The 26,875-nt window shown below is 70.1% G+C and carries 24 protein-coding genes and 1 pseudogene; 16 read left to right on the forward strand and 9 right to left on the reverse strand.

Annotated features, from left to right (window positions below):
• Positions 1 to 84: 84 nt before the first annotated feature.
• Positions 85 to 495, forward strand: coding sequence for an ankyrin repeat domain-containing protein (locus tag ACIBUY_RS07070; protein ID WP_399152022.1), 411 nt, complete (start codon positions 85 to 87; stop codon positions 493 to 495).
• On the opposite strand, the pseudogene ACIBUY_RS07075 reads toward ACIBUY_RS07070, so the two are convergent.
• Positions 492 to 1,149: pseudogene (locus ACIBUY_RS07075) on the reverse strand (transposase); the annotation flags it as partial. The gene ACIBUY_RS07070 and the pseudogene ACIBUY_RS07075 overlap by 4 nt on opposite strands.
• Positions 1,150 to 1,657: 508 nt before the next feature.
• Here ACIBUY_RS07075 and ACIBUY_RS07080 point away from each other — a divergent pair.
• Positions 1,658 to 5,461 (forward strand): GH92 family glycosyl hydrolase, encoded by a 3,804-nt coding sequence (locus ACIBUY_RS07080; RefSeq protein WP_399152023.1) that lies wholly within the window; start codon positions 1,658 to 1,660, stop codon positions 5,459 to 5,461.
• A 43-nt stretch (positions 5,462 to 5,504) separates the two neighbouring features.
• Here the strand turns inward: ACIBUY_RS07080 and ACIBUY_RS07085 are convergent, their stop codons facing one another.
• From ACIBUY_RS07085 to ACIBUY_RS07095, 3 genes are all read right to left on the reverse strand, one after another.
• Positions 5,505 to 7,991 carry an NACHT domain-containing protein gene (locus tag ACIBUY_RS07085; RefSeq protein WP_399152024.1) on the reverse strand — a complete coding sequence of 829 codons (2,487 nt, stop codon included), beginning with the start codon at positions 7,989 to 7,991 and terminating at the stop codon, positions 5,505 to 5,507.
• Between the two features lie 73 nt (positions 7,992 to 8,064).
• Positions 8,065 to 8,769 (reverse strand): NUDIX domain-containing protein, encoded by a 705-nt coding sequence (locus ACIBUY_RS07090; RefSeq protein ID WP_399152025.1) that lies wholly within the window; start codon positions 8,767 to 8,769, stop codon positions 8,065 to 8,067.
• Positions 8,766 to 9,134, reverse strand: coding sequence for a DUF4406 domain-containing protein (locus ACIBUY_RS07095; RefSeq protein WP_365569446.1), 369 nt, complete (start codon positions 9,132 to 9,134; stop codon positions 8,766 to 8,768). Before ACIBUY_RS07095 ends, ACIBUY_RS07090 begins: the two co-directional genes overlap by 4 nt.
• A 148-nt stretch (positions 9,135 to 9,282) precedes the next feature.
• Between ACIBUY_RS07095 and ACIBUY_RS07100 the strand changes: the two genes are divergently transcribed.
• The 4 genes from ACIBUY_RS07100 to ACIBUY_RS07115 all read left to right on the forward strand — a co-directional run bounded on the left by ACIBUY_RS07100 (position 9,283) and on the right by ACIBUY_RS07115 (position 12,199).
• Positions 9,283 to 10,041 carry a DeoR/GlpR family DNA-binding transcription regulator gene (locus tag ACIBUY_RS07100; RefSeq protein WP_365569314.1) on the forward strand — a complete coding sequence of 253 codons (759 nt, stop codon included), beginning with the start codon at positions 9,283 to 9,285 and terminating at the stop codon, positions 10,039 to 10,041.
• 211 nt (positions 10,042 to 10,252) lie between these two features.
• A complete protein-coding gene (locus ACIBUY_RS07105; RefSeq protein WP_399152026.1) occupies positions 10,253 to 11,032 on the forward strand; it encodes a GNAT family N-acetyltransferase in 780 nt (259 codons plus the stop codon).
• The gene (gene infA / locus ACIBUY_RS07110) at positions 11,032 to 11,256 is read left to right on the forward strand and encodes a translation initiation factor IF-1 (RefSeq protein ID WP_365569308.1); all 225 of its coding nucleotides are present in this window, start codon (positions 11,032 to 11,034) and stop codon (positions 11,254 to 11,256) included. Before ACIBUY_RS07105 ends, infA begins: the two co-directional genes overlap by 1 nt.
• A 106-nt stretch (positions 11,257 to 11,362) precedes the next feature.
• Positions 11,363 to 12,199: an arylamine N-acetyltransferase gene (locus ACIBUY_RS07115; RefSeq protein ID WP_399152027.1), complete on the forward strand. Its 837-nt coding sequence runs from the start codon at positions 11,363 to 11,365 to the stop codon at positions 12,197 to 12,199.
• A gap of 46 nt (positions 12,200 to 12,245) precedes the next feature.
• On the opposite strand, the gene ACIBUY_RS07120 is transcribed toward ACIBUY_RS07115, so the two are convergent.
• The gene (locus ACIBUY_RS07120) at positions 12,246 to 13,655 is read right to left on the reverse strand and encodes an MFS transporter (protein WP_399152028.1); all 1,410 of its coding nucleotides are present in this window, start codon (positions 13,653 to 13,655) and stop codon (positions 12,246 to 12,248) included.
• A 123-nt stretch (positions 13,656 to 13,778) separates the two neighbouring features.
• Between ACIBUY_RS07120 and ACIBUY_RS07125 the strand changes: the two genes are divergently transcribed.
• Both ACIBUY_RS07125 and ACIBUY_RS07130 read left to right on the forward strand, forming a co-directional pair.
• Complete coding sequence (locus tag ACIBUY_RS07125) at positions 13,779 to 14,087, forward strand: ArsR/SmtB family transcription factor (protein WP_399152029.1); 309 nt, start codon at positions 13,779 to 13,781, stop codon at positions 14,085 to 14,087.
• A gap of 513 nt (positions 14,088 to 14,600) precedes the next feature.
• Positions 14,601 to 15,611 (forward strand): hypothetical protein, encoded by a 1,011-nt coding sequence (locus ACIBUY_RS07130; protein ID WP_399152030.1) that lies wholly within the window; start codon positions 14,601 to 14,603, stop codon positions 15,609 to 15,611.
• A 97-nt stretch (positions 15,612 to 15,708) separates the two neighbouring features.
• Here ACIBUY_RS07130 and ACIBUY_RS07135 read toward each other — a convergent pair whose 3' ends face one another.
• A complete protein-coding gene (locus ACIBUY_RS07135) occupies positions 15,709 to 16,107 on the reverse strand; it encodes an ATP-binding protein (RefSeq protein ID WP_399152031.1) in 399 nt (132 codons plus the stop codon).
• A 114-nt stretch (positions 16,108 to 16,221) separates the two neighbouring features.
• On the opposite strand from ACIBUY_RS07135, the gene ACIBUY_RS07140 reads away from it, so the two are divergent.
• Together ACIBUY_RS07140 and ACIBUY_RS07145 are read left to right on the forward strand one after the other, a co-directional pair.
• Complete coding sequence (locus ACIBUY_RS07140) at positions 16,222 to 17,046, forward strand: helix-turn-helix domain-containing protein (protein ID WP_399152032.1); 825 nt, start codon at positions 16,222 to 16,224, stop codon at positions 17,044 to 17,046.
• On the forward strand, positions 17,043 to 17,282 hold the full coding sequence (locus tag ACIBUY_RS07145; protein WP_365569287.1) for a DUF397 domain-containing protein: 240 nt from the start codon (positions 17,043 to 17,045) through the stop codon (positions 17,280 to 17,282). Before ACIBUY_RS07140 ends, ACIBUY_RS07145 begins: the two co-directional genes overlap by 4 nt.
• Here the strand turns inward: ACIBUY_RS07145 and ACIBUY_RS07150 are convergent.
• Positions 17,279 to 18,274, reverse strand: a complete 996-nt coding sequence (locus tag ACIBUY_RS07150; protein ID WP_399152033.1) for a phosphatidylserine/phosphatidylglycerophosphate/cardiolipin synthase family protein — start codon at positions 18,272 to 18,274, stop codon at positions 17,279 to 17,281. The genes ACIBUY_RS07145 and ACIBUY_RS07150 overlap by 4 nt on opposite strands.
• Positions 18,275 to 18,506: 232 nt before the next feature.
• On the opposite strand from ACIBUY_RS07150, the gene ACIBUY_RS07155 reads away from it, so the two are divergent.
• Together ACIBUY_RS07155 and ACIBUY_RS07160 are read left to right on the forward strand one after the other, a co-directional pair.
• Positions 18,507 to 19,028 carry a hypothetical protein gene (locus tag ACIBUY_RS07155; RefSeq protein WP_399152034.1) on the forward strand — a complete coding sequence of 174 codons (522 nt, stop codon included), beginning with the start codon at positions 18,507 to 18,509 and terminating at the stop codon, positions 19,026 to 19,028.
• Between the two features lie 125 nt (positions 19,029 to 19,153).
• A complete protein-coding gene (locus ACIBUY_RS07160) occupies positions 19,154 to 19,504 on the forward strand; it encodes a DoxX family protein (protein ID WP_365569278.1) in 351 nt (116 codons plus the stop codon).
• Between the two features lie 76 nt (positions 19,505 to 19,580).
• Here the strand turns inward: ACIBUY_RS07160 and acnA are convergent, their stop codons facing one another.
• On the reverse strand, positions 19,581 to 22,295 hold the full coding sequence (acnA, locus tag ACIBUY_RS07165; RefSeq protein WP_365569275.1) for an aconitate hydratase AcnA: 2,715 nt from the start codon (positions 22,293 to 22,295) through the stop codon (positions 19,581 to 19,583).
• Positions 22,296 to 22,565: 270 nt separating this feature from the next.
• Between acnA and ACIBUY_RS07170 the strand changes: the two genes are divergently transcribed.
• From ACIBUY_RS07170 to ACIBUY_RS07185, 4 genes are all read left to right on the forward strand, one after another.
• Positions 22,566 to 22,916, forward strand: a complete 351-nt coding sequence (locus tag ACIBUY_RS07170) for a hypothetical protein (protein ID WP_365569272.1) — start codon at positions 22,566 to 22,568, stop codon at positions 22,914 to 22,916.
• Between the two features lie 43 nt (positions 22,917 to 22,959).
• Positions 22,960 to 23,715, forward strand: coding sequence for an MBL fold metallo-hydrolase (locus ACIBUY_RS07175; protein ID WP_399152035.1), 756 nt, complete (start codon positions 22,960 to 22,962; stop codon positions 23,713 to 23,715).
• Between the two features lie 51 nt (positions 23,716 to 23,766).
• The gene (locus ACIBUY_RS07180) at positions 23,767 to 23,964 is read left to right on the forward strand and encodes a DUF4236 domain-containing protein (RefSeq protein ID WP_365569266.1); all 198 of its coding nucleotides are present in this window, start codon (positions 23,767 to 23,769) and stop codon (positions 23,962 to 23,964) included.
• 84 nt (positions 23,965 to 24,048) lie between these two features.
• Positions 24,049 to 25,578, forward strand: a complete 1,530-nt coding sequence (locus ACIBUY_RS07185; RefSeq protein WP_399152036.1) for a helix-turn-helix domain-containing protein — start codon at positions 24,049 to 24,051, stop codon at positions 25,576 to 25,578.
• A gap of 104 nt (positions 25,579 to 25,682) precedes the next feature.
• Here the strand turns inward: ACIBUY_RS07185 and ACIBUY_RS07190 are convergent, their stop codons facing one another.
• The gene (locus tag ACIBUY_RS07190) at positions 25,683 to 26,798 is read right to left on the reverse strand and encodes a MerR family transcriptional regulator (RefSeq protein WP_365569260.1); all 1,116 of its coding nucleotides are present in this window, start codon (positions 26,796 to 26,798) and stop codon (positions 25,683 to 25,685) included.
• Positions 26,799 to 26,875: the final 77 nt, after the last annotated feature.

Below are 26,875 nucleotides of genomic sequence, written 5' to 3' on the forward strand. Positions count from 1 at the left end.
TCCGACGGGGGCCGGCCCGGACCTCGGGCCGGCCCTGACCCGGGGGCCCTATCTGTTTGGTCAAGCTGGGTGAGGATGGTCGGCATGACGGATCGGGATCGATTGGGTCGGACCGCGGTGCACTATGCCGCTGCCGACGGGGACGTGGATGCGCTGAGGGTGCTGCTGGCTGAGGGCGCGGACCCGGGGGCTGCCGATGCAGCGGGTTGGACTCCGCTGCATTTTGCCGCTCAGGCGCAAGCCCCCTCGGTCGTCGAAGTGTTGCTGGCCGAGGGGGCGGGGGTCGATGTCGTGGACCGTCATGGCAATACGCCGTTGTCGAGGGCGGTGTTCTGTTCGCGGGGCGAAGGCGGGACGATTCGCCTCCTTCTGGAATCCGGTGCTGACCCTGACCGGGACAACGCATATGGCGTGAGCCCGAGGGCGCTGGCGGGGCGGATTGCCAACTACGACGTGGCTGTTCACCTTCCAGCCGGGGACGGGTCTTCCTCCTAGACTCCGTCGGCCGTGGCCGGCCGGGGTTCGTGGAAGGTGCCGTCGCGGAGCATGGCGCAGAGCACGTCGGCCCGTCTTCGGGCGAGGCAGAGCAGTGCCTGGGCGTGGTGCTTGCCCTGGGCGATCTTCTTGTCGCAGTAGGCCCTGGAGACCGGGTCACCCAGAGCTGCGAATGCGGAGAGGAAGAAGGCCCGTTTGAGCTGCTGGCTTCCTCGTCTGGAGGGCTGTTCGCCGCAGATTGATGAGCCCGAGCTCCGGGTCGCCGGGGCGAGACCCGCATAGGCGGCGAGGGGGCCCGCGGCCGGGAAGGTACTGCCGTCGCCGACCTCGATCAGGATCCGGGCTCCGATCCTGAAGCCGACCCCCTGCATCGACGTCAAGACCTTCGAAAGAGGGTGGTCCTCCAGCAGTTCCTCGATCCGCCCGGCCGACAGCGTGCGCTGGTCAAGCACGGCCGTCAATGAGGCGGCCAGGCTGGGGACGATCAGCGCGGCTGCGTCGGTCCCGGAACAGTGAGGTCTGCTCGTCTGACGCGGCGAAGATCTCGTCGACGAGCCGTTCGGCCATCCTCGGTGCCTTCGGCCGCAGTAGGGTGACCGGCCGCCGACAGCCGGCCTTGCGAATCTGGTCCGGAGATCCGAACCGTTCCAGCAGCGTGCGTCGACGCCTCCGGACCCGCTGACACCCCCCGGATCATCAACAACAGGAGGGGGAATTCATGCCGGACCAGAAGGCCGGAGGCCCCATTGCGGAGTCACGAAGACGGTAATGGGGGACCGGCGATCGCCCCTCACCGGTCCGACGGCCGGTCCAACACCGTCAACCTCACTGACCGGTTGCGGACCAAGCCGGCCCCTTCCTCGCCGGAGGCCAGCCCAACACCAGGCCCGCCCCCACCAGGACCCAGCCTCACACCAAACCCCACCCCCACCGAATCCCAGCCCCGCTCAGACCGACCCCCGGCCCACCCCTCACCCCCACCCTCTCCCTCAATCCCCCGACACGCTCCAACACCCTTGACACCACTACCCACTTGCCTCCCTACTGGACCTTGCGCAGCGAACTGACAACGTTGTCGACATCGCCGGGAGGGTGCACACCGATGCGGGGCAGATCCACGTACAGCAGATCCGTCCGATCCAGCCGAGGCAGACGCGGGCCCATGGTCACGGCCGCTCTGGGGGCCGCCGCTCTGGTGCTCGCCGCCGCGGGGCAGGGAGCCGCGGCCACGGGGCAGGCCCAAAAGCCGCGACCCGCCCAGGAGTTCAGCTCCTCCTTCGAGGAGGGGCAGCCCGCGCCCGACTGGCTGAACACGGTCGACACGGCCGCCGACGGCAGCAAGCGGTCGAGCGGCGTCGACGGCGGCTACAGCGGCGGCATCCCGGGCAACGTGAACGGGCACGTCACCGACGTCCGCGCCAGCGACGAGAACAGCGGCGGCGGCGAGACCAAGGAGAACCTGCTCGACGGCGAATCGAGCACCAAGTGGCTGGCGTTCACGCCGACCGCCTGGGTCGAGTACGACCTCGACGCACCCGCCAAGGTCACCAAGTACGCGCTCACGTCCGCCAACGACCACGACGAGCGCGACCCGAAGGACTGGGTCCTCAAGGGTTCGACGGACGGCACGGCGTGGACGACGCTCGACACCCGCTCCGGCGAGACGTTCGGCGAGCGCTTCCAGACGAAGACGTACGAGATCCGGACCCCGGCCGAATACGCCCACTTCCGGATCGAGTTCACGGCGAACAACGGCGCGACCGACGCCACCCAGCTCGCCGACCTCCAGCTCTCGACCGGTGACGAGCAGTCCCCCACCCCCGAGGACATGCTCTCCCTCGTCGACAAGGGCCCGAACGGCTCGCCGACGGCCAAGGCGGGCGCCGGCTTCACCGGCAAGCGGGCGCTGCGCTACGCCGGTACGCACAAGACCGACGGGCGCGCGTACTCGTACAACAAGGTCTTCGACGTGAACGTGGCGGTGCGCAAGGACACCGAACTCGCGTACAAGATCTTCCCGTCGATGGCGGACGGCGACCGCGACTACGACGCCACGAACGTCTCCGTCGATCTCACCTTCACCGACGGGACCCACCTGAGCGACCTGAAGGCCGTCGACTCCAACGGCGGGCTGCTGACCCCGCAGGGCCAGGGCGACGCCAAGCGGCTGTACGTGAACCAGTGGAACGCCGTGAAGTCGGGGATCGGCTCGGTCGCCGCGGGCAAGACGGTCGACCGGATCCTCGTCGCGTACGACTCCGCGAAGGGCCCCGCGAAGTTCCGCGGCTGGCTCGACGACATCAGCATCGACAAGGCCCAACAGGCCCGCCCCAAGGCCCACTTGAGCGACTACGCGTCGACGACCCGCGGCACGAACTCCAGCGGCGGCTTCTCGCGCGGCAACACGTTCCCGGCGACGGCCGTCCCGCACGGCTTCAACTTCTGGACGCCGGTGACGAACGCGGGCTCGCTGAGCTGGCTCTACGACTACGCGCGCGACAACAACGCGGACAACCTGCCGACGATGGAGGCCCTGGCCGCGAGCCACGAGCCGAGCCCGTGGATGGGTGACCGCCAGACGTTCCAGATCATGCCGTCCGCCAAGTCCGGTACGGCGGTGGACACTTCACGCACCGGGCGCGCGCTCCCGTTCAAGCACGAGAACGAGACGGCCCGCCCGTATTACTACGGCGTGAAGTTCGAGAACGGCGTACGGGCCGAGATGACGCCCACCGATCACGCCGCCGCGCTGCGCTTCAGCTACCCCGGCGACGACGCGAGCGTGGTCTTCGACAACGTCTCCGAGCAGGGCGGCCTGACCCTCGACCAGGACAACGGGGTCGTGACCGGCTACTCCGACGTGAAGTCCGGGCTTTCGACCGGCGCCACGCGCCTCTTCGTCTACGGCGTCTTCGACAAGCCGGTCGAGGAGGCCCAATCGGCGGGCGTGAGGGGGCACTTCACGTTCGACGCGGGCAAGGACCGCACGGTGACCCTGCGGCTCGCGACCTCCCTCATCAGCATCGACCAGGCGAAGGACAACCTGCGCCAGGAGCTGCCGCAGTCCCGGTCCTTCGACTCGGTGAAGAACGCGGCGCGCGCGCAGTGGGACGCGCTGATGAACAAGGTGGAGGTCGAGGGCGCCACGGAGGACCAGCGCACGACGCTGTACTCGTCGCTGTACCGCCTGTACCTGTACCCCAACTCCGGTTTCGAGAAGGTCGGTTCGAAGAACCTGTACGCGTCGCCGTTCACGGCGATGACGGGTCCCGACACGCCGACGCACACCGGCGCGAAGATCGTCGAGGGCAGGCCGTACGTCAACAACGGCTTCTGGGACACGTACCGGACGACCTGGCCCGCGTACTCGCTGCTGACGCCCACCAAGGCCGGTGAACTGGTCGACGGTTTCGTGCAGCAGTACAAGGACGGCGGCTGGATCTCCCGCTGGTCCTCGCCGGGTTACGCGGACCTGATGACCGGTACGTCGTCGGACGTGGCGTTCGCCGACGCGTACGTGAAGGGCGTCGACTTCGACGCCGAGGACGCGTACAAGGCGGCCGTGAAGAACGCGACGGTCGTGCCGCCGCAGTCGGGCGTGGGCAGGAAGGGCATGGAGACGTCGCCCTTCCTCGGCTACACCTCGACGGACACGCACGAGGGCCTGTCGTGGGCGCTCGAGGGCTACCTCAACGACTACGGCATCGCACAGATGGGCCAGGCGCTCTACAAGAAGACGGGCAAGAAGCAGTACGAGGAGGAGTCGGAGTACTTCCTCAACCGCGCCCGTGACTACGTCAACATGTTCGACGACAAGGCGGCGGGTCCGGGTGGGACGGGCTTCTTCCAGGGCAAGGACGCGCAGGGCAACTGGCGTGTGAAGTCAGGGGACTTCAACCCTGCCATCTGGGGCTACGACTACACGGAGACCAACGCCTGGGGCTACGCCTTCACCGCCCCGCAGGACAGCAAGGGTCTCGCGAACCTGTACGGCGGCCGGGACGGTCTGGCGAAGAAGCTCGACACGTTCTTCTCGACGCCGGAGACCGCGACGAACGACGTGGCGGGCTCGTACGGCGGTGTCATCCACGAGATGACCGAGGCGCGCGACGTCCGGATGGGCATGTACGGCCACTCGAACCAGGTGGCGCACCACATCACGTACATGTACGACGCGGCGGGCCGGCCGTACAAGACGCAGGAGAAGGTCCGCGAGGTGCTCTCCCGCCTCTACACCGGCAGCGAGATCGGCCAGGGCTACCACGGCGACGAGGACAACGGCGAGCAGTCCGCCTGGTACCTCTTCTCCTCGATGGGCTTCTACCCGCTGGTCATGGGCAGCGGTGAATACGCCATCGGCTCCCCGCAGTTCACGAAGATGACGCTGCACCTGGAGAACGGCAAGGACCTCGTCATCAAGGCGCCGAAGAACAGCGCGAAGAACATCTACGTGCAGGGCGTGAAGGTCAACGGCCGTACGTGGTCGAAGACTTCGCTGCCGCACTCGGTGGTCGCCAAGGGCGGCGTCATCGAGTTCGCGATGGGCTCGAAGCCGTCGGCGTGGGGCACGGGCGAGTCCGCGGCGCCCACGTCCCTCACGAAGGACGACAAGGTGCCGTCGCCGCGGTCCGACGCGATCACCGGATCGGGCCCGCTGTTCGACAACTCCTCGGCGACGTCGGCGAGTTCGGAGTCGACGGACCTGCCGGTCGGCGCGGACGGGACGAAGGCGGTGCAGTACACGCTGACGTCGGCCCAGGCGGCCAAGGCCCCGACGGGCTGGAAGCTGGAGGCGTCCACCGACGGCACGTCCTGGAAGACGCTCGACGAACGCTCCGGCGAGTCCTTCACGTGGGACAAGCAGACCCGGGCGTTCACGGTGCCGAAGCCGGGGACGTACCAGCACTATCGCCTGGTGTTCACGGGCGGGGCGGCGACGGTGGCGGAGGTGGAGCTGCTGTCGTGACCTCCGGCTGTTGTACGTGAAGTGACGGGCGGGCGTGGAGAGTTCACGCCCGCCCGTTGTCCGGTGGGTTCCTTTCCATCCACTGCCTCAGCTCCACGTGGCGGATCTGGTAGCGACCGGCCGCGTACCGGAGCAGGCCCGCGTGGTACGCCCAGACGAGGAAGGCCGCGCGACGCAGGGGCAGGCGTCCGCGCAGGAATCCGGCGAGCCGGAGGATCCGCTCGATCGCGAGCACCAGCAGGACGCACAGCGGCCACAACGCGGCGACCGCGACGGCGCCCGCGAAACCCAGCAGCCGTCCGGCGCCCAGGCCGAGGCCGCACATCCCCACGAGGAACACCGGGTCGGCCGCCCCGCCCGGCACGCGGCGCCCCAGTGCGGCGGCCCCGCTCCGCAGCCGCGCCAGACCGTGCCGGGTACGGTCCGCCGTCCGCGCCCCGAGCAGCACACACCCGAGCGCGTAGAACAGCAGCCCGCCCTCCAGGGCTCCGCCCCAGAAACCCGTCGACGGACCGACACCGGCGAAGAAGACCACGTGCCACAGGGCGAACGCGGTCCCCGCCATGGCGAACCCCGAGAACAGCCCGCGCCTGCGGCAGAGTTCGAGGACGCCCACGAGGAGCGCACCGCCCACGAGGCCGAGCAGCAGAGTGAGCACCGTCTGCTCGCCCAGCAGCGGAACGGAGACGGTCGGTGCACGAGTCGGCCCGGCCGGGGGCGGCTCCGGCAGCAGCTCGACCATGGCCCGGACGATCACCAGGAGGGGCGCCCCCAGACAGGCCACCGCCTGTCCCCGGCCGGTGTGCGCCACCAGGGTGCCGCCCTCCGCCCGCCCACCGGCACAGATGACGAGCCAGCCCAGGAACCCGATGACGAGGCCCGCCGGCCAGCCGGCGGCGGGCACGGCGGGCAGCCACCCCGCCTCGGCGGCGGCCGCGCCGAGAACGACAAGGCCCGCGGGCCACAGGCCGAAGCCCAAGGCGGCCAGGATCACCAGCCATACCGACAGCGGGGTGCGGCGCACGACTTCCGTAAACCGCCTGCGGCGCTGAGGGTCCTGGTCGGGCATCCAGGCCAGGCCCTCGTCGTCGGCCATCGCCCCCAGCACCCCGCCCAGAGGGGCGGCCAGCGCCGCCACGGCGACCGCCGACAGGGCCACGCCCCGGCGGTGCTCCCACCAGTGCGCGGGCACCAGCCCCGGGCCGAGCCACTCAAGGAGTGCCCATACGCCCAGGCCTGCGGTCGACAGGCTCAACGCACCCGCGCACGCCGCCCATCGGCGTCCGACCACGCTCCCGGTCGGCGCGAGGCCCCCTTCCGGATCCGTCAGGTGGTACAGCCATCGGTAGACGGTGTCGGGGTGGTACCAGCGGCGGCGGCTCCTGGACACCGGTTCGCCCGCGAGGCTCCACGCCGCCTTCAGCGCCGTCATGTTCGCCGTCTCGGTGGCGACCGGGACGAAGCGGGCGAGCAGGTACTCCCTCAGTTCGTCGGCCGAGGCGAAGTCCAGCTCGGGCCGCGCCCCGCCCCGCTCCCCGAACAGGGTGAAGGCGAGCCCCAGGTAGAACGGTGAACTCAGGGCCAGGGCCAGCGGGCTGTCCTGCGGAGCCGCGGCCAGGGCGTCCAGCATGTCGTCGAGTCCGCTGCCCCGCCCGTCGGTCCGCACGGCGACGTAGGCACGCGCCTGTCCGGCGTCCACGCCCCGCAGCCGGACCTGGGCCGCTTCGCTCAACCAGTAGAGCTCCTCGGACAGTTCGCTGTAGCGGCGTGTCCGGCACATGAGCACGAGCGGGGCGCTGCCGTCGACGGACTGGTACGTGTTCAGGGCCCACAGCGCCCAGGCCGCGCGGCCTTCGTCGACGCTGCTGTCCATCTCGTCGAGGCCGTCGAGGACGGGGATGACGCGTCGCCGTGCGACCAGTTCGGCGGCGGCCGCCGGGTCGGTGCCGTAGGCGGCGGCGAGCCGGTCCGCGAGCCAGCGCTCAAGTCCGTACGACCCGTTCCGTCCGCCCCGTCCCCACCACGTCTGGGGCGACAGGGACAGATCGCGGATCGACAACCGTACGGGAACCGGGTCGGTGGCGCCCCGGGTGGCCAGCAGCCGCACCACGAGGTGGACGGCCAGCACGCTCTTGCCCGCCCCCGGCTCGCCGGTGACGACGAGCCTGCCGGGCTTCGCGCAGTACCACTCCACGATGCGGGACAGGCTCTCCCGCCCCGCGGGGTGCTCCTCACCGTGCCGGGGCACCGCGTCGACGGCGAGGTCGATCAGATGCGACCCCGATCCCAACAGGTGCCCGCGTTCGGCAAGTTCGGCCCGCAGCACGTTCTCGGCGAGCCGGTCGAGCGCCACTCCGAGACCGTCGCTCGCCCTCTGCAACCGCAGCGCCTTCAGGCTCAGGGACGTCCCGATCAGCATGCCGAGGATCCCCAGAGGCACCCCCAACAGCCCTGCGGTGTCCTGCGGTTCGAGATCACCCCGCGCCACGGCGAGGACGGCCCACCCCGTTCCGAGAAGAAGGCTCAGCACACCACCGACGAAAAGCAGCCTCGGGATCGCCAGGCCCCCGTTTCCCGACCTCATGAACATCAGGATGCCCGCATCACTCCACCGGTGCCACGCAACTTCCGTTCCCCGCCGTCGAGTTCACCCCGAAGGGACCGTCGAGCGCGGCCCATTGAAGGAGCATCACCGTCTTCGCGTCGGCGATGCGCCCGTCGCGGCACATGGCCCGGGCCTCGGCGAAGGGGAGTTCGAGCACCTCGATGTCCTCGCCCTCCTCCTCGACCCCGCCGCCGGGTCCCGTGCGGTCGGCCGGGGTGTACGGGGCCGCGAAGAAGTGCAGGCGTTCGGTGACGGAACCCGGGCTCATGTAGGCGTCGAGGACGTGCGTGAGCGGCCCGAGGGTGACGCCCAGTTCCTCGGCGCTCTCGCGGCGGATCGCGGTGTACGGGTCGTCCGCGTCGAGCAGCCCGGCAGCGGCTTCGACGAGCATGCCGTCGGGGTGGCCGTTGACGTAGGCGGGGTAGCGGAACTGGCGGGTGAGCAGCACGCGGCCGCGCTCGATGTCGTAGGGCAGGACGACCGCGCCGTTGCCCCGGTCGTAGGTCTCGCGCTGCTGGGTCTCCCAACGCCCGTCGCGGCGCCGGTAGTCGAAGGTCGTCCGGCGCAGCACGTGCCAGCCCTGCGAGGTGAGTTCGACGTCGCGCACCACGACGTCCGGGTTGCGGTCCAGGTCGCGCCCGGCCCGGTCGAGGCCGGTGCGCCCTCGGTGGTCGGGGGTGTCCACGCCGGGGACGTTCGTCATGCGGTCTCCAGGGTCGTGCGGCGGGGGATCTCGGCCACGTCGCGGTAGACGGGCAGGCCGCGGCGGAGTGCGGTGACCACGTCCTGGTCGGCGCCGGTGGAGGCGCCGGGCAGGCGGAGCACGGCGTCGCAGTGGGTGAGCAGCCGGTCGGCGGCCGGGTAGAGCACCTGGTCCGCGAGGGGGTCGGTGGGCCCGGCGCCGGCCGCGCGCAGCACGGGCAGGGCTATCCATTCGCCGATCACGGGCAGGTGCCCTGCGGCGAAGACGGGCCAGGCGGCGGATTCGAGGCGGGCGAGGTTGGCGGCCATGGCCTGCGGGTCGCCGTCGGTGCCGGAGCGGTAGGGCCCGGCGATCAGGATCAGCATCGGTTTGTCGCTCGGTTCACCGCTCGGTTCGCCGCTCGCGTTTTCGCTCTGTACGTCGATCACGTTGTCGCTCACGTTGTCGCTCACGTTGTCGCTCATGGCGCGCTACGATACATGCAGAAACGTGCAACAACGTGAAGGAGCGTGCATGCTGGCAGCGCAACGGCGGGAGCACCTGCTCGGCCTCCTGGCCCGCGAGGGCAAGGTCGTCGCCAAGGACGTCGCCGCCGAACTGGGCATCTCCGAGGACAGCGTCCGCCGGGACCTGCGCGACCTCGCGGCCGAAGGACTGTGCCAGCGGGTCTACGGCGGCGCGCTCCCGGCGTCACCTGCCGTGGTCGACTACGCGGCCCGGCAGACCGTGTCACCGGACGGCAAACAACAGGTCGCCGCCGCGGCCGCGCAACTCGTGCGGCCGGGCGGGACAGTGATCCTCGACGGCGGGACCACGGCCCTCGCCGTCGCCCAGGCGCTGCCGCACGACCTCTCCTGCACCGTGATCACCCACAGCCCGACCGTCGCCGCGGCCCTGCTCGCACACCCGGGGGCGGACCTCTTCCTGCTGGGCGGCCGCGTCTTCAAGCACTCGGCGGTCACGTGCGGTGCCGCGGCGGTCGAGGCGGCGCAGAACGTCTCGGCGGACCTGTTCCTGCTGGGCGTCACGGGCGTGCACCCGGAAGCGGGCCTGACCACCGGCGACGCCGAGGAGGCCGCGATGAAGCGCGCCTTGGCGGCCCGTGCCGCGGACACCTACGTCCTCGCCTCGTCCGAGAAGATCGGCACGGCCTCGCCCTTCCGCGTCCTGCCCTGGGAGCAGATCAGCGGGGTGATCACGGACGCCGCTCCGGACGACCCGGTCGTCACGGAAATCGCCGCGCTCGGCATCACGATCCTGAGCGGATCCTGACCGGCTGACGTTAATCGAGTGGACGGGACACCGGCACGGCATCTACTGTCCGGAACGAACCGTGCAGCAACCCGAGGAGGCGAGACCCATGACCGCAGTACGCAGGTGGGTGCTCCCCTCTTCCCCACGGTCAGGCGATTGACATAGGTCGCCAGGAGCGCCTGGAGCAGGCACTCCTGAAAGGCAGAGACCTATGGAACCCAAAAAACCCTTGAGCACGGCCGTGGTCACGCGCGTCGACGACTACGAGTGGCATGCGGTGCAGGACGACCAGGTCGTCGGCCGCGGCGAGGTGTGGAGCCGCCACGACGGACGGCTCTTCGTGAGCGTCGATTCCTGGCACGAAGCGGTCTTCGACCAGTTGGCGACCGCCATGCTGACGGACGCACCGGACCTGCCGAGGCCGCTGTACACGCTGGTCGACGCGTCCGATCCCGTCGAGAAGTCGCAGTGGGAGCGGTTCGGTTTCACGGCCGGGCGGCGCGAGTGGGTGTGCCTCGTGCCCACCGACCCGGGCGTCACGGGGCTCGACGCGGCGCAACCGCCGTCGGGCGTGCGCGTCCTTCCCCTCGGCGCGGCGGAGAAGAACCCGCTGCGCGAGCTCGACCGTGTGATCAGGGCGGAGGTCGAGGCCTCCGTCGGCTGGCAGGAGATGCCCGCCGAGGTCCTGCCGCGCCTCGACGACGCCACCGTGGTCGACCCGACGAAGTACGCGGTGGCCGTGGACACGGCGACGAGCGACTACGTAGGACTGCTGCGGGTGGCGCCGGTCCCCCGGCAGCCACGGATCGGGCTCATCGCCGTACGGGCCGGTCACCAGCGTCGCGGCATCGCCCGGGCGCTCCTCGCCGAGGTGCTGGAACCCCTGCACCGCTCCGGCGTCCGGCGGGTGTCCGCCGAGATCAATCAGACCAACACAGCGGCCGCGGCCCTGTTCGACGACATCGGCGCCGAGCGCGCCGGAACCAACTTGGAGGTCGTACTTCACTGATGCCGAAGACAAACCCGGGAATCGAGATCGAGGGCACCGTCACGGAGTGCCTGCGCAACGCCACGTTCCAGGTGGAACTCACCAACGGGCACAAGGTGCTCGCGCACATCAGCGGGAAGATCCGCAAGAACTACATCAAGATCCTGCCCTTCGACCGCGTGCTCGTGGAGCTCAGCCCGTACGACCTGACGCGCGGCCGGATCCTCTACCGGTACCGCAACTGACAATTGGCCACTAGCAACTAGCAACTAGCAACGGGGCCTGTCGCCGGGCCTGCGCTTATGCTGATCGCCCGTTCGAAGGGCGAGGGGCGAAGGGCGTGGGGGAAGCATGATCGACGTCGACAGGTATCTGGCCGTGCTGGGGATGGAGCGGCCCGCAGCGCCGAGTGCCGAGGCGCTGTGGGCACTGCACCGGGCGCAGGTGGAGCGGATCCCCTACGAGACGCTCGACAACCAGCTGGGGCGGCCGTCCGGCATCGGCGCCGACGAGTCCGTGGCCCGGATCCTGCGCGGGCGCGGCGGCTACTGCTTCCACCTCAACGGCGCGTTCAGCGCACTCCTCACCGCCCTCGGCTACGACGTCTCCCTGCACGTGGCCGGGGTGCAGGACGAGGTGGAGGATCCCGCGGGCCCGGGCGGCGACCACCTCGCGCTGACCGTGCTGCTCGACGGCGAGCGCTGGCTGGTCGACACCGGGCTCGCCGGTGGCATGTACGAGCCGCTGCCGCTGCGCGAAGGGACGTACACCCAGGGGCCGTTCACGTACGGGATGACCCCGTCGACGGTGGTGCCCGGCGGCTGGCGGTTCCTGCACGACCCCCATGGCGCGTTCGTCTCGATGGCCTTCGCGCCCGAGCCCGTGGACCTGTCCGCCTTCGAGGCGAAGCACGCCTTCCTGTCCACCTCCCCCGAGTCCGGCTTCGTCCGCGTCTGCCAGGCGCAGCTCCGCGACGCCAAGGGCGTGGACATGCTGCGCGGCTGTGTGCTGCGCCGGATCGACGCCGAGGGCACGGACGAGCGGATCGTCGACTCGGCCGACGACTGGTACGACGTACTCGCCGACGTGTTCCATCTGGACCTGGGTGATGTCGCCGCCGACGCGCGAGCCGAGCTGTGGCGCGGTGTCCGTGCCACGCACCTGGAGTGGGAGGCCGCACAGCAGTAGTCGCGCCGTAGCGGTCACGCAGAAGCGGTCGCGCAGCAGTAGCCATTCAGGGGCGGTCCCGCAGCAGCCACGCCACCACCGCGCCGAGTACCAGGCACACCCCCGCGAGGCCCCAAAGCAGCCCGTGGAAGGCCGAGTTGTAGGTGTGCCCGCCCGCGAGCAGCGTCGTGAGCACCGATCCGTAGACCGCCACGGCGATCGCCTCGCTGCCCAGGCGCAGGGTGTTCACGAAACCGGCCGCCATTCCGGCGCGCTCCGGGGCGACCAGGGCGAGCGCCTGACCGTCGACGAGGCCTGCCGACAGGCCCATCCCCGCGCCGGTGGCGACCATGGGCAGCGCGACCGCGGCGATCGCGGCGTGCGGGGAGAAGAGGAGCAGGCCGAGGTCGCCGACGACCAGGCAGCCGAGGCTCACGAGGATCAACACCCTTGCGGCGACGCCCCGTTCGACCAGTTTCGCGGCGAGCAGGGGCGAGACGAGGACCGGCACGGTGAGCAGCAGCATCAGCCATCCGGCCGCCGAACCGTCGCGCCCGGTCACGGCCGTCAGATAGCTCGGCAGGTACGTGAGCAGGGTGACGAAGCCGAAGGACGCCGCGACCGGGACCAGCGCGAGACCGACGAAGCGGCGTTCGCGCAGCAGCCCGAGGTCGAGCACGGGGTGCGCGCTGTGCCGCTCCACGCGGACGAAGACGGTCAGTGCCACGACCGCCCCCGCGAACAGCGCGAGCACGCCCGCACTCCCCCACCCCCACTGTGAGCCCTGCACGATCCCGGTGGTGAGCAGCACCATGGCGGCGACGAAGACGAGCGCGCCGGAGACGTCGAGGCGGCGCCCTGGCATGCGTACGGAGGCGTCGGGCACCGATCGTGCGATCACCGGCACCGCGAGCAGCGCCACGGCGAGCGCGGCGGCGTGCAGGGCGAACACCCAGCGCCAGCCCACGGACGTCACGAGCTGCCCGGCGAAGGTCGGTCCGAGCGAGACGCCGATGCCCGCGACGGTGCCGAACAGCGCGAACGCCCGTGCCCTGGCGGGTCCTTCGTACGCCGTGGAGAGGATCGCGGCGCCCGCCGAGAAGATCGCGGCGCCGGCGATTCCGGCGAGGGCGCGGGCCGCGTCCAGCACGTACGCGTTCCCGGCGAGGGCGCTCGCGGTCGCCGCGACGGCGAAGAGCGCGGCGCCGGTCGCGAAGACGCGGACGCGTCCGACGAGGTCGGCGACCGAGCCCCAGACGAGGGTGCAGCAGGCGAAGGCGACGTTGAAGGCGTTCACGACCCACTGGAGTGCGGCGTCGGAGGCGGCCAGGTCGGCGCCGATGCCGGGCAGGGCGACGGCCGTGCCCGAGATCGACATGGGGACGACGAAGACGGCGAGGAGGACGGCGGCGAGGGTCAGGCCCTGGCCTCGGGCGCCCTCAACGGGCTGTGCCTGGACGGCAGTTGTTCCGGACATGCGTGAGAGCCCCCGACGGAGGTAGAGGTTCGGAATTGATCGAACCTGACTCTGGCACGCCCTGGAGGTACGATGCAAGTAGAACCTGTGACGAGAGCGGACGAGAGCGAGAGGCGGCACGCCATGCCGGACGAGGAAGGCCACCCCACCCCGGCCGAGATGGACCTGCGCACGGTCCTGCACGCGCTCGCGGACCCGCTGAGATTCGGCGTGATCGCACGTTTCCTGCGGGAACCCGCCGGCACCGAACGCACCTGCGCCTCCTTCGAGTTGCCCGTCTCGAAGTCGACCACGTCCCATCACTTCAAGGTGATGCGCGAGGCGGGCCTGCTGCGCATGGTCGACCACGGCAACAGCCGCACGGCGGTACTGCGCCGTGCCGAGCTGGAGGAGCGCTTCCCCGGCCTGCTGGATCTCGTCGCCGCGGGCTGAAGCCTGTATCGAGTTCGAGATGGACGACAAGCCGTCGAAGTGCCGAAGTGGGGTACGGATGCGGACGCGGCGCCCACGTCGGCGAGTTCGGAGTCGGTGGACCTGCCGGTCGGGGCGGATGGCGCCACGACGGTGCAGTACACGCTGACGTCGGACGACGGGTCGTCGTGGAAGACGGTGGACGAACGCTCCGGCGAGTCACGGGCGGGCATGGGAAGTTCACGCCCGCCCGAGGCGTACCGGACCGGCGCGAACGCCTCGACCAGGACTAGAATGCCGTCCTCATCGCGTGCGCGCCATGCACGGATCCAGGAGCGGCACATGCCGGAGAACCCCACCCCACCGCCGCGCGGCCCCGATCCGCGATCCGCGCCCTGGCCGGCGATTCCGCCGCGCCCTCCGCTACCCCCCGCGGTGCCGCCCCCGTACCAGCCGCCACCGCCGGCACCCCCGGCGACACCATCGCCTCCGCCGTCTCCGCCCCCGGCCGCTGCCCCTTCTCCTGTGGTCGGAGTGATCGACAGCCGTCTGCCCGGGTTCGCCGGTGCCGACCGGCAGGGCCGCTGGAAGATCATCGCCATCACTCTGGCACTGGCCCTGACGACCGCCGCCCTGACCAGCTACTTCCAGTTCGGTTTCAACCTCCTGACCATGCGGTCCACCGTCGGGGCGGAACAGGCCGCCGGTGACGCGATCGAAGCGGGGAAGGAACCGTTCACGACGACGGTGACCCCGTCGAACGACGTGGAGTCCGCCTTCCGGGACAACTGGGTGGACGCGCAGTGGATCATCTTCGACGAGCCGCTCACCGCGCAGGAACAAGCGGCCGTGGTCGCCCACCCGCTGGGCATCGACTTCACCGTGCCGGAGTTCCTCACCCTGCTGAACGGGTTCACCCACAAACCCACCCTCGTCTACCCCGGTTCCGGTCCCGGGGTCGGGGGCCGTTACGGTCGCGCGTCCTTCCCGTACAAGATGACGTTGCAGAGCGACCGCTCCCACGCCGTGTCGATCAGGGCGATGGAGGCGACGGACCTGCGCTGCTCGAAGTCGCGGGTGACAACGGTCATCCACCTTCCGCCGGAGGGGGGAGAGGAACTCGACGACGTGGCGGTGGACCTGCTCGGCGGTACCCCCGCGCCCCTCCTGCGCGAAGTCACCGGGCAGAAGCTCCACCCCTACTTCTCCCGCAAGTACATCGAGCTGGGAAACGGCCAGACGTCCTGGGCCGCGAACCTGAACACCCTGACCGGGAACGGCGCGTGCAGCTGGTCCTTCCAGGTCTCGTACGTCAATGACGGCGCCCAGCACACCACGAAGATCACCTCCCCGAACTTCTGGACACCCGGTCTCCCCGACCGGCCGCCACAGCTCCTTGAGTTCCGGCCCGACGGCAGGGGCTGGCGGTGCTGGGGCGACCGGATCGCGCCGACCACCCCCTGCGCGGAGCGGCCTCCGGCCGACGCCCCGAGCGCGAGCACCCCCTCGCTCAGCTACTGGGAGTACCTGCCCGAGGCGCCCTGAGACGCGAACCGCCAACCGTCAGAGCCACTGGCCCTGCCTGTGCCGACCACGGCGGACACCGCTCCACGGAGCCCGCCCTCGCGACCGAGGAGCGCCGTCACGACGGTAGGCGCACCTCACACCACACCACCTTGCCCGGATCCCGCTCCCCCACCCCCCACTTGTCCGCCACCGCCTGTACGAGCATCAGCCCACGGCCGCCCTCGCAGTCACCGTCCGCACACGGCACGGCCGGAACGCCGCCGCCGCTGTCGTGGACCTCGACGCGGGCCCGGCCCTCATCTCCGTACGGCAGCAGGCGCAGCAGGAATCCGCGGCCGGGCGGGACGCCGTGCACGAGGGCGTTCGTGGCGAGTTCGCTGACGCAGAGCAGGATGTCGTCCGCGCACTCGCCGTCCACGCCCCAGTCACCCAGCGCCGCGCGGGTGAACTCCCGTGCGGCGGGGACCGATTGGCGCTCGCGACGGTAGAAGCGCTCGCGGAATTCCTCGTTCATGAGCACAAATGTTGCTCAGAGTGATGAGATGGGGACAGCGCGTCGACCCCGACAGATTTTTTGTCGGGGTTCAAGTCCGGTCAAGTCAGAGCGGGGGTGGGGACATTGACCATCATGAGCCCCGGAAATCGTCCACCGAGGAATCCGTCGGCGTTGCGGCTGGTCGGTGATCTGCTCGCCCTGTTCCGCAAGGCGGCCGGACACACCCAGGCGACACTCGCCGACAGGCTGGTGATCGCCGAGTCCACGATCGCCGCGTACGAGCAGGGCAGACGGCCGCTGCCGCTGGACACGGCCAAGAAGCTGGACCAACTCCTGGAAACCAAGGGTGCGTTGGAGACGGCGGTGCGGGCCATGCCGGAGATCGACCAGTTCCCGATGTTCGCCGAGCAGTACATGGCGCATGAGCGCGAGGCCATCGCACTGTCCTGGTACGACGCCCTGACCGTGCCCGGAATCCTCCAGACCGAGGAGTGTGCCCGCACGGTGCTGCGCAACCGTGTGCCCGCGTACGACGAGGACGAGATCGCCACCAAGACGGCGGGCCGCGTCGAGCGCCAGGAGATCCTGCACCGCAAGTGCCCGCCGACGCTGAGCTTCATCGTGTGGGAGGCGGCGCTGAAGCTGGCTTATCTGGAACCGCTCGCCCGCGCCGATCAGCTGCGCCATCTGCGCGCCTGTGCCGAACTCCCCGGCCTGACACTCCAGTTCATGCCGTTGGATGCACCGACGCACGCCGGTCTCGACGGCCCCTTCATCCTCCTGGAGACCCCGGACCACCAGCACCTCGCGTACACCGAGTCCCAGCGCGGCAGCCAGTGGGTATCCGACCCGGACGAGGTGTCCATCCTGGCGCGCAAATATGCGATGCTGCGATCACAGGCCCTCACGCCCGAGCAGTCCAAGGGCCTGCTGGACCGGCTGCTAGGAGAGCAATGAACACCGCATCGCTGAACTGGTTCAAGTCGAGCTACAGCGGCGACGAAGGCGGCGCCTGCCTCGAAGTCGCCTACAACTGGCGGAAGTCGAGCTACAGCGGCAGCGAGGGCGGCGCCTGCGTCGAGGTCGCCGCCCACGCCACCGCCGTCCACATCCGCGACTCCAAGAACCCCGAGGGCCCGCATTTCAGCGTGGCCCCCGAGGCCTGGACCGCGTTCGTGCGACAGGGAGCCTAGACCGCCGTACCGCCCGCGTAGTCGGAGGCGAACTGCGTCTCGATGACGCCCGCTACCGACGAGTTGGTCAGCACGATGCCCAACTCCCTGTTGTTGTCGAGGGAGTTGGCCGTGACGTTCATCGAGCCGACCTGGACCTTCTGGGTCGACAGGCCGTAGTCGGCGACCATCGCCTTGGCGTGGATGAACAGAGTGCTGCTGTTCTGGTACGTGACGACCTTGCCTCCGGCCGCCTTCACCTTGGCGATCTGGGTGGAGTAGCTGGAGGCGTACTGCACGATCACGCGCACCGTGACGCCCGCCTTGGCGCGGGCCACGATCGCGTTGACGACCGTGGAGTCGCCGAACTCCAGCTCGTCCACGTCGAGGGTCTTCGTGGCGCCGTTGATGACGGACACGAGCTTGGAGCGGGCGCTGGTCGGCGACCACATCAGGTTCGTGCCGTCGCTCGGGGTGATGGAGGTGTGCGCGTAGTCGGCGTCGAAGACGGCCTCGATGGCCGCGACATCGGCTGCGGCGTCGTCGAAGACGCCGAAGTCGCGGCCCGTGTCGTAGTACTGCGAGGTCAGATTCCCGGTGAGGATCAGGGACTTGGCGCCGTCCACGGTGATCGTCTTCTGGTGGGTGTAGACGAACGACGAGGACGAGTAGACGACGCCGACACCGGCCGCGGTCAACTCGCTGTAGGCGGCGGCGTTGTCGGACTTGTTGGCGAGGTCGAGGACGACGCGGACGTCGACGCCGGACGCCTCCTCGCTGACCAGCAGATCGACGACCGAGTCGTCCTCCAGCTCGTACATCGTCATGTCGAGGGTGGACGTGGCCGACGCGATGAAGTCCTCGACGACGGGCTGGGTGGTGCCCGACTGCGAGAAGGCGAAGGCCGAGTAGGTCGCTGCGTCTGCGGGGGTGGCGACGGCGCTGAGCAGCGCCGCCGCGGACGCGACGACCAGGCCTATGCGACGCAGCGGCCTGCGTCTGGGGATAACCATGAAGTACGCCTCCTGTGAGGGGAGTTGAAGGAGCGTCAGGTGTACTGGCCGGCCGACCGCGGGACAGAATTCCACGCGCGTAGACGGGTGCGGTAGAGGGCTGCGGTTAATTCGCGGAGGCGGGGAGGCTACGCCTGTGAGCCGGTCATGAGCGGGCTGTGCGCGCCCTGAGCCCGCGCGTGTGTGCGTCACGGGGCTTGCGGCCAACTCCCCTTGGTGCAACGGTGATTACATGCTTACAGCCGAACAGCACGAGAAGTTGCGCGGCTGGTTCACCGGCCGTCTGTCCGCGGATCTCTTCGAGGGAGCCGCCGACATCGCCGTGGACCGCGAGGAGATCACCGTCGTCGGGCGCATCGCCGAGCCGCAGCTCGCGAAGGACGCCTCCGACGCGGAGAAGGCGGCCGCCGTCGAGGGCCGCATCCAGGAATTCAGGGAGCGTACGCGCGAGGAGCGGATCGGGGTGGCCCGGGAGGCCGAGCACCGGTTCCGCAGGAAGGTGTCGTGGGGCGTGCGCTGCGGGGACGAACAGGCCCTGTTCACGCATGTGTCGGCGCCCGTCATGACCCGCCTTCGCCAGCCCGAGCGGCAGGTGCTCGACACGCTCGTCGCGGGCGGCGTGGCACGCAGCCGCAGCGACGCCCTTGCGTGGTGCGTGCGGCTCGTGCAGCGCAACGCGGACGACTGGCTGAGCGAGTTGAGCGCGTCCCTTGAGGAGGTGCGGCGGGTGCGGGCGCAGGGGCCGGACGCGTAGCCCTGCGGCCGTGGTCCGTCCGCCTCGCCGGTGACCCGGATCACGCCGGGAGTTGTCACGGATCCACCCCCCTGCCCGGTCCTCTTCATGACAAGCCACACCGGCACGGAACGAGGACCCTCCCCATGATCGAACCCTGGTGGCCGCTCGCCGCCCTCGCCGTCGTCCAGCTCGGCGATGCGGTGATGTGCCTGAAGCCGATGGCCTTCATCGCGTCCTGCCTGTCGGACGTCGGACTGCCCCGGCGCTACTGGCCCCTGCTGCCTCCCCTGAAGACGGCGGCCGCGGCGGGACTCGTCGGCGGCATCTGGCTGCCCCCGCTGGCCGTGCTGACCTGTGCCGCGCTGGTCCTGTACTTCCTGATCGCGATCACGATGCACGTCCGGGCGCGGGACTTCGGCCGCAATCTGTTCCTCAACGCGAGCGGATCGCTGGCGCTCTGCGTGGCAACCCTGGTGTTCGCCCTGACCGGGTGATGAGGTTCCGGACACGCGGAAGGGCCGCACCCCGGGCGAACCCGGGATGCGGCCCTCAACTCGCGTACTGAACCGGCTAGTTGCGGATCAGGTTGCGCAGCACGTACTGCATGATGCCGCCGTTGCGGTAGTAGTCCGCCTCGCCGGGGGTGTCGATGCGGACGACCGCGTCGAACTCCACACCGGTGTCGGTGGTGACCTTCACCGTGCGCGGCGTGGTGCCGTTGTTGAGCTCCTCGACGCCGGTGAAGGAGAAGGTCTCCTCGCCGGTCAGGCCGAGGGACTCGGCGTTCTGGCCCTCCGGGAACTGCAGCGGCAGGACGCCCATGCCGATGAGGTTCGAGCGGTGGATGCGCTCGTACGACTCGGTGATGACGGCCTTGACGCCGAGGAGCGCGGTGCCCTTGGCGGCCCAGTCGCGGGACGAACCGGAGCCGTACTCCTTGCCGCCCAGGATGACGAGCGGGGTGCCCTGCTCGATGTAGTTGCGCGAGGCGTCGTAGATGAACGACACCGGGCCGTCGGCCTGCGTGAAGTCGCGGGTGTAGCCGCCCTCGGTGCCCGGCGCGAGCTGGTTGCGCAGGCGGATGTTGGCGAACGTGCCGCGGATCATGACCTCGTGGTTGCCACGGCGCGAGCCGTAGGAGTTGAAGTCGCGGCGCTCGACGCCGTGCTCCGTGAGGTACTTGCCGGCCGGGGTGTCGGCCTTGATCGCACCGGCGGGCGAGATGTGGTCGGTGGTGACCGAGTCGCCGAGCTTGGCGAGGACGCGGGCGCCCGTGATGTCGGAGACCGGGGTGGTCTCCATCGTCATGCCCTCGAAGTACGGGGGCTTGCGGACGTACGTCGACTCGGCGTCCCACTCGAAGGTGTTGCCGGTCGGGATCGGCAGCGACTGCCACTGGGCGTCACCGGCGAAGACGTCGGCGTAGGACTTGTTGAACATGTCCTCGCCGATGGAGTTGGCGACGACGTCGTTGACCTCGGCCTCGGTCGGCCAGATGTCCGCGAGGTGGACCGGCTTGCCGTCCTGGTCGACGCCGAGGGCGTCCTTCGTGATGTCCACCTTCATCGAACCGGCGATGGCGTACGCGACGACCAGCGGCGGGGAGGCGAGGTAGTTCATCTTGACGTCGGGGTTGATGCGGCCCTCGAAGTTCCGGTTGCCGGAGAGGACCGAAGTGACCGCCAGGTCATGGTCGTTGACGGCCTTGGAGACCTCCTCGGGCAGCGGGCCCGAGTTGCCGATGCAGGTGGTGCAGCCGTAGCCGACGAGGTTGAAGCCGACCTTGTCGAGGTAGGGGGTGAGCCCCGCCTTGTCGAAGTAGTCGGTGACGACCTTGGAGCCCGGGGCGAGGGTGGTCTTGACCCACGGCTTGCGGGTCAGGCCCTTCTCGACGGCCTTCTTCGCGACGAGCGCGGCGGCGACCATCACGTACGGGTTCGAGGTGTTGGTGCAGGAGGTGATGGCCGCGACCGTCACCGCGCCGTGGTCCAGCTCGTACGTCGAGCCGTCGGGGGCGGTCACGGTGACCGGGTTCGACGGGACGCCGTTGGAGACGGCCGGGGCGTCGGAGGCCGGGAAGGACTCCTTGCCCGCCTCGGAGTCGTCCGAGACGTAGTTGCGCACGTCCTGGGCGAACTGCTGCGAGGCGTTCGCGAGGACGATGCGGTCCTGCGGGCGCTTCGGACCGGCGATCGACGGGACGACGGTGGAGAGGTCCAGCTCGAGCTTCTCGGAGAAGTCGGGCTCGGCGGCCGGGTCGAGCCAGAGGCCCTGCTCCTTGGCGTACGCCTCGACGAGCGCGACCTGCTGCTCGTCACGGCCGGTCAGGCGCAGGTACTTCAGCGTCTCGTCGTCGATCGGGAAGATCGCGGCGGTGGAGCCGAACTCCGGCGACATGTTGCCGATGGTGGCGCGGTTCGCGAGGGAGGTGGCGGCGACGCCCTCACCGTAGAACTCGACGAACTTGCCGACGACGCCGTGCTTGCGCAGCATCTCGGTGATCGTCAGCACGAGGTCGGTGGCGGTGGTGCCGGCGGGCAGCTCACCGGTCAGCTTGAAGCCGACGACGCGCGGGATGAGCATGGAGACCGGCTGGCCGAGCATCGCGGCCTCGGCCTCGATGCCGCCGACGCCCCAGCCCAGGACGCCCAGGCCGTTGACCATCGTGGTGTGCGAGTCGGTGCCGACGAGGGTGTCGGGGTAGGCCTGGCCGTTCCGCACCATGACCGTGCGGGCCAGCTTCTCGATGTTGACCTGGTGCACGATGCCGGTGCCCGGCGGGACGACCTTGAAGTCGTCGAACGCGGTCTGGCCCCAGCGCAGGAACTGGTAGCGCTCCTTGTTGCGGCCGTACTCCAGCTCGACGTTCTGGCCGAAGGCGTCCGCCGTACCGAACTTGTCGGCGATGACGGAGTGGTCGATGACCAGCTCGGCCGGGGAGAGCGGGTTGACCTTGTCGGCGTCGCCGCCGAGCTCCTTGACGGCCTCACGCATGGTGGCGAGGTCGACGACACAGGGCACGCCGGTGAAGTCCTGCATGATCACGCGGGCCGGCGTGAACTGGATCTCCTGCGAGGGCTGCGCCTGGGAGTCCCAGTTGCCGAGCGCACGGATGTGGTCGGCGGTGATGTTCGCGCCGTCCTCGGTGCGGAGCAGGTTCTCCAGAAGGACCTTGAGGCTGTAGGGAAGGCGTGCGGAGCCCTCGACCTTGTCCAGCCTGAAGATCTCGTACGACTCGTCGCCCACGCTCAGCGTGCTACGGGCGTCGAAGCTGTTCGCCGACACGACAGTCTCCTTCATATATGTGCGCGTTCCACCACATCCTGCCGCCACGACGGGTCGCCGATCCGCTAAGGTAAGGCTAAGTTAGGTAACCCTTACCGCCAGACTGACGATGGGCGCGGCGATTGCGGTGCGCCTCGGCAGATATCTCGATGTCGAGATAACTCTAGTACATCACCGGATGGTGCCATCAAGCGGTGCCGTGCCCCTTCATGGTCGTACGAGGCCGGGCGCCGCACCAGCGCTAGGCTTCGGCGGCACGAGGGGGGTGCCATGGGCGTGCTGACCGAAGTGATGGTGGTGGCCCTGGCCGGGGCCTTTGTCGTGCTGCTGTCCCTGGCCTCGCGCGGGCGGGCGACGCGGCCCTGGAACCGGCGGCGGGCCGCGGCGGTGGAGCGGCGGCGGTATCCGGTGGCGTTGCGGCGGGCCTCCGACATGGCCATCGCCGAGGCGCGGCGGCAGGCGCGGCCCGGGGAGCCGGCCATCGTGACCGTCGGGGCGGTGCTCGATCTGATGGTGGAGCACTTCGACATTCCGTACGCGTCCAGGGACGATGCGGCCGCGGCGCTGCGCGAGCGGTTCGTGGAGCGGGGCTGTGCCGTGGACTGCGTGACGGACGCGTAGCCCCGGCGGCAAGGCGCGGAGCCTCGTTCGATAGCGTCCGGCAATGGACCGTGACCTTCGTCTCACCGTGCTCGGCAGTGCCACTCCGTACCCCGCCGCCGACAATCCGTGCTCGGGATATCTCGTCACCGCGGGCGGCACCCGGCTGTGGGTGGATGCCGGGAGCGGGACGCTCGGGGCGTTGCAGCGGCACGTGGGGCTCGGGGAACTCGACGCGGTCTGGGTGTCGCACCTGCACGCCGATCACTGCGCCGATCTCCTCACCGCGTACTACGGGTTGCTGTACGCGGACGTGCGTCGCCAGGCGCCGCTTCCGCTGTACGGGCCGCCCGGGATCGCCGACCGGCTCGCCGGGTTCCTCACCAACGGGGACAGTCGCAGTCCGGTGGAACGTGCCTTTGATGTACGGGAGTTGAGGGACGGGGAGCGGGCTCGGGTCGGTGTGCTGGAGTTGACCTCGCGTCAAGTGGCCCACGGGTTGCCCGCGTTCGCGCTGCGCGTCGAGCACGCGGGGCGGTCGCTCGTGTACTCCGGGGACAGCGCGCCGTGCTCCGCTCTCGCCGAACTCGCCCACGGGTGCGGGACGTTGCTGTGCGAGGCCGACGGGAACGAGGGCGGCGGAGTGCACCACACGCCCGAGGAGGCCGGGGAGGCGGCCGCTGCCGCTGGTGCGCGGCGGCTGATCGTGACGCATGTGGGGCGGGCCGTGACGCCCGGGGACGCCGTGACGCGGGCCGCCGCACGGTTCGACGGGCCGGTGGCGTACGCGGCGCCGGGGGCCGTGTTCCCCGTCGACTGAAGGGGACGGGGGCGGGTACGCGTACCGCACCGCATGGAGGGAGACGCCGTCATGCCGCTCACGTTCCGCAAGAGCTTCCGGATCCTGCCGGGAGTCCGCCTCAACATCAACCGGAAGTCGTGGTCGATCACGACGCACGGACCGCACGGCACGCGCCACACGCGCAGCAGCACCGGACGCCGGACGACGTCCAGGGACCTGCCGGGCCCCTTCGGCTGGCGTCGGACCCGTACGGGCAAGCGCCACTGACGCCTTGTCAGGGGGCGCTCAGGGGGCGTCACCCTGATGGGCCCCCCGAAATGCGTCATCTCATATCTGAGATAGCCTGCCGCTATGGCAGACGACTACCTCGTACGCATCGGCAAGCTCATCCGCGACGCCCGCCAGCACCGGGGCTGGACGCAGACGCAGCTTGCCGAGGCGCTCGGCACCAGCCAGAGCGCCGTGAACCGGATCGAGCGCGGCAACCAAAACATCAGCCTTGAGATGATCGCCCGAATTGGCGAAGCCCTCGACAGTGAAATCGTCTCGTTGGGGTACGCGGGGCCGATGCATCTGCGCGTGGTGGGGGGTCGCCGTCTTTCCGGCGCGATCGACGTCAAGACGAGCAAGAACGCGTGCGTGGCGCTGCTGTGCGCGTCGCTGCTCAACAGGGGCCGCACGGTGCTGCGCCGCGTGGCCCGCATCGAAGAGGTGTACCGCCTTCTGGAGGTACTGAACTCCATCGGCGTGCGCACGCGGTGGATCAACGACGGCGTGGACCTGGAGATCGTGCCGCCCGCCCAGCTGGACATGGGTGCCATCGACGCGGACGCGGCCCGCCGCACCCGCTCGATCATCATGTTCCTCGGCCCGCTGCTGCACCGCCTGGACCGCTTCAAGCTGCCCTACGCGGGCGGCTGCGACCTCGGCACCCGCACGATCGAGCCGCACATGATCGCGCTGCGCCGCTTCGGCCTGGACATCACGGCGACCGAGGGCCTGTACCACGCCGAGGTGCACCCGGACATCGCGCCCGACCGGCCGATCGTGCTGACCGAGCGCGGCGACACCGTGACGGAGAACGCGCTGCTGGCCGCGGCCCGCGCCGCCGGCACCACCGTCATCCGCAACGCCTCGTCGAACTACATGGTCCAGGACCTGTGCTTCTTCCTGGAGGCCCTCGGCGTACGGGTCGACGGCATCGGCACGACGACGCTGACCGTGCACGGCGTGCCGCACATCGACGTCGACGTGGACTACTCGCCGTCCGAGGACCCGGTCGAGGCGATGAGCCTGCTGGCCGCGGCCGTGGTCACCGAGTCCGAACTGACCGTGCGGCGCGTGCCGATCGAGTTCCTGGAGATCGAGCTGGCCGTCCTCGAGGAGATGGGGCTCGACCACGACCGCTCGGCCGAGTACGTCGCCGACAACGGGCGCACCCGGCTCGTGGACCTGACCGTACGGCCCTCCAAACTTGAGGCGCCGATCGACAAGATCCACCCGATGCCGTTCCCGGGTCTGAACATCGACAACGTGCCGTTCTTCGCGGCGATCGCGGCGGCCGCCCAGGGCAAGACGCTCATCCACGACTGGGTGTACGACAACCGCGCCATCTATCTGACGGACCTGAACCGCCTCGGCGGCAGGCTCCAACTCCTCGACCCGCACCGGGTGTTGGTGGAGGGGCCGACCCGCTGGCGGGCCGCCGAGATGATGTGCCCGCCCGCGCTGCGCCCGGCCGTGGTCGTGCTCCTCGCGATGATGGCGGCCGACGGCACCTCCGTGCTGCGCAACGTGTACGTCATCAACCGCGGGTACGAGGATCTGGCGGAGCGGCTCAACTCCGTGGGCGCGCAGATCGAGACGTTCCGCGACATCTGAGGGTCGCCCGCTGCCCTCCCCTGCCCCTTGCCCGACTGCCCCGTTCCCCGTGCACCCGCGCGGGGAACGGGGCAGGCGGGTTCTCGGGCCCCGCGCACGGCACGTCAGGCGACGAGCAGGCGCAGGCCCAGGTCCGCCGCGTCGTGGGCGACCAGGTCGCGGTTGCGTTCGGCCCAGCGGCCCGAGGCGAGGTCGTCGCGGAGTTCGCCGACGGCCCGCCGCTCGGCGCGCGGCCCGACCCGGGTCCACACCGACACCGCGCGGCGCACCTCCTCGTCCAGGTACGCCTCGGGGCGGCGCCAGTGCGCCTCGAAGAAACCGTCGGCGCAGTCCCACGGGACGAGCACCGGCTCGGCCCGGCCCCCTATGGCACCGGTCAGATCGGCCAACGAGGGCCAGTCGGCGAGGAGTTCGCCGAACTCCGGCAGATAGTCGCGGGTCAGCCAGAACCTCTGCAGCCAGCCGGTGCTACTGGCGTCGTACGTGAACACCACCACACGGCGGGCCACGCGCCGCATCTCGCGCAGCCCCGCGATCGGGTCCTGCCAGTGGTGCACGGTGCTGACCGCCATCGCCGCGTCGAAGGAACCGTCCTCGAACGGCAGGCTCTCCGCGCCGGCGGCCACGCACGGCGCCGCGCCCGCGGGACGCTGCGCCCGCATCACCGCGGACGGCTCCACCGCGGTGACGTCGCGGTCGGTGGGCTCGTACGAGCCGGTGCCCGCCCCGACGTTCAGGACGGTCCGCGCGTCCCCCAGCGCCGCCCAGATCCGTTCGGCGATCCGCGGCTCGGTGCGCCGCGTCGCCGGATAGGCGGTCCCGATGGTCTCGTACAACTGCGCGCCGAACGCCTTGAGTTGCTCCTCCGGCGTCGTTCTGATCCCCATGGCCCGCGCCTCCAGTTCTGTGTCGATGGCCGTCACCATGAGGGCGGCGCGGTCGCGCTGACCCGCCAACAGGCCGCGCAGCCGCCGCAGATGTGCGACCGCGTCGGTGTCCGGGTCGTCCACGAGGTCCGCGATCTCGCGCAGTCCGAAGCCGAGGCGCCGATAGGCCAGCACCTCTCGCAGGCGCTCCACGTCGTCCGCGGAGTACGCCCGGTACCCGGCCGCGGTCCGCGCGGACGACCGTACGAGGCCGATCTCGTCATAGTGATGCAGCGTGCGGACGCTGACGTCGGCCAGTTCGGCCACGCGCCCCACGGTCAGGTGCTCTTCCACGGCACCGACTATGCGGCCTCACGCCACGGGAGGGTCAAGCGACGGCCGCGGCGGCTCCCCCGTTCACCGGCAGGGGG

It is taken from the genome of Streptomyces sp. NPDC050085, assembly GCF_044460595.1.
Lineage (GTDB): Bacteria > Actinomycetota > Actinomycetes > Streptomycetales > Streptomycetaceae > Streptomyces.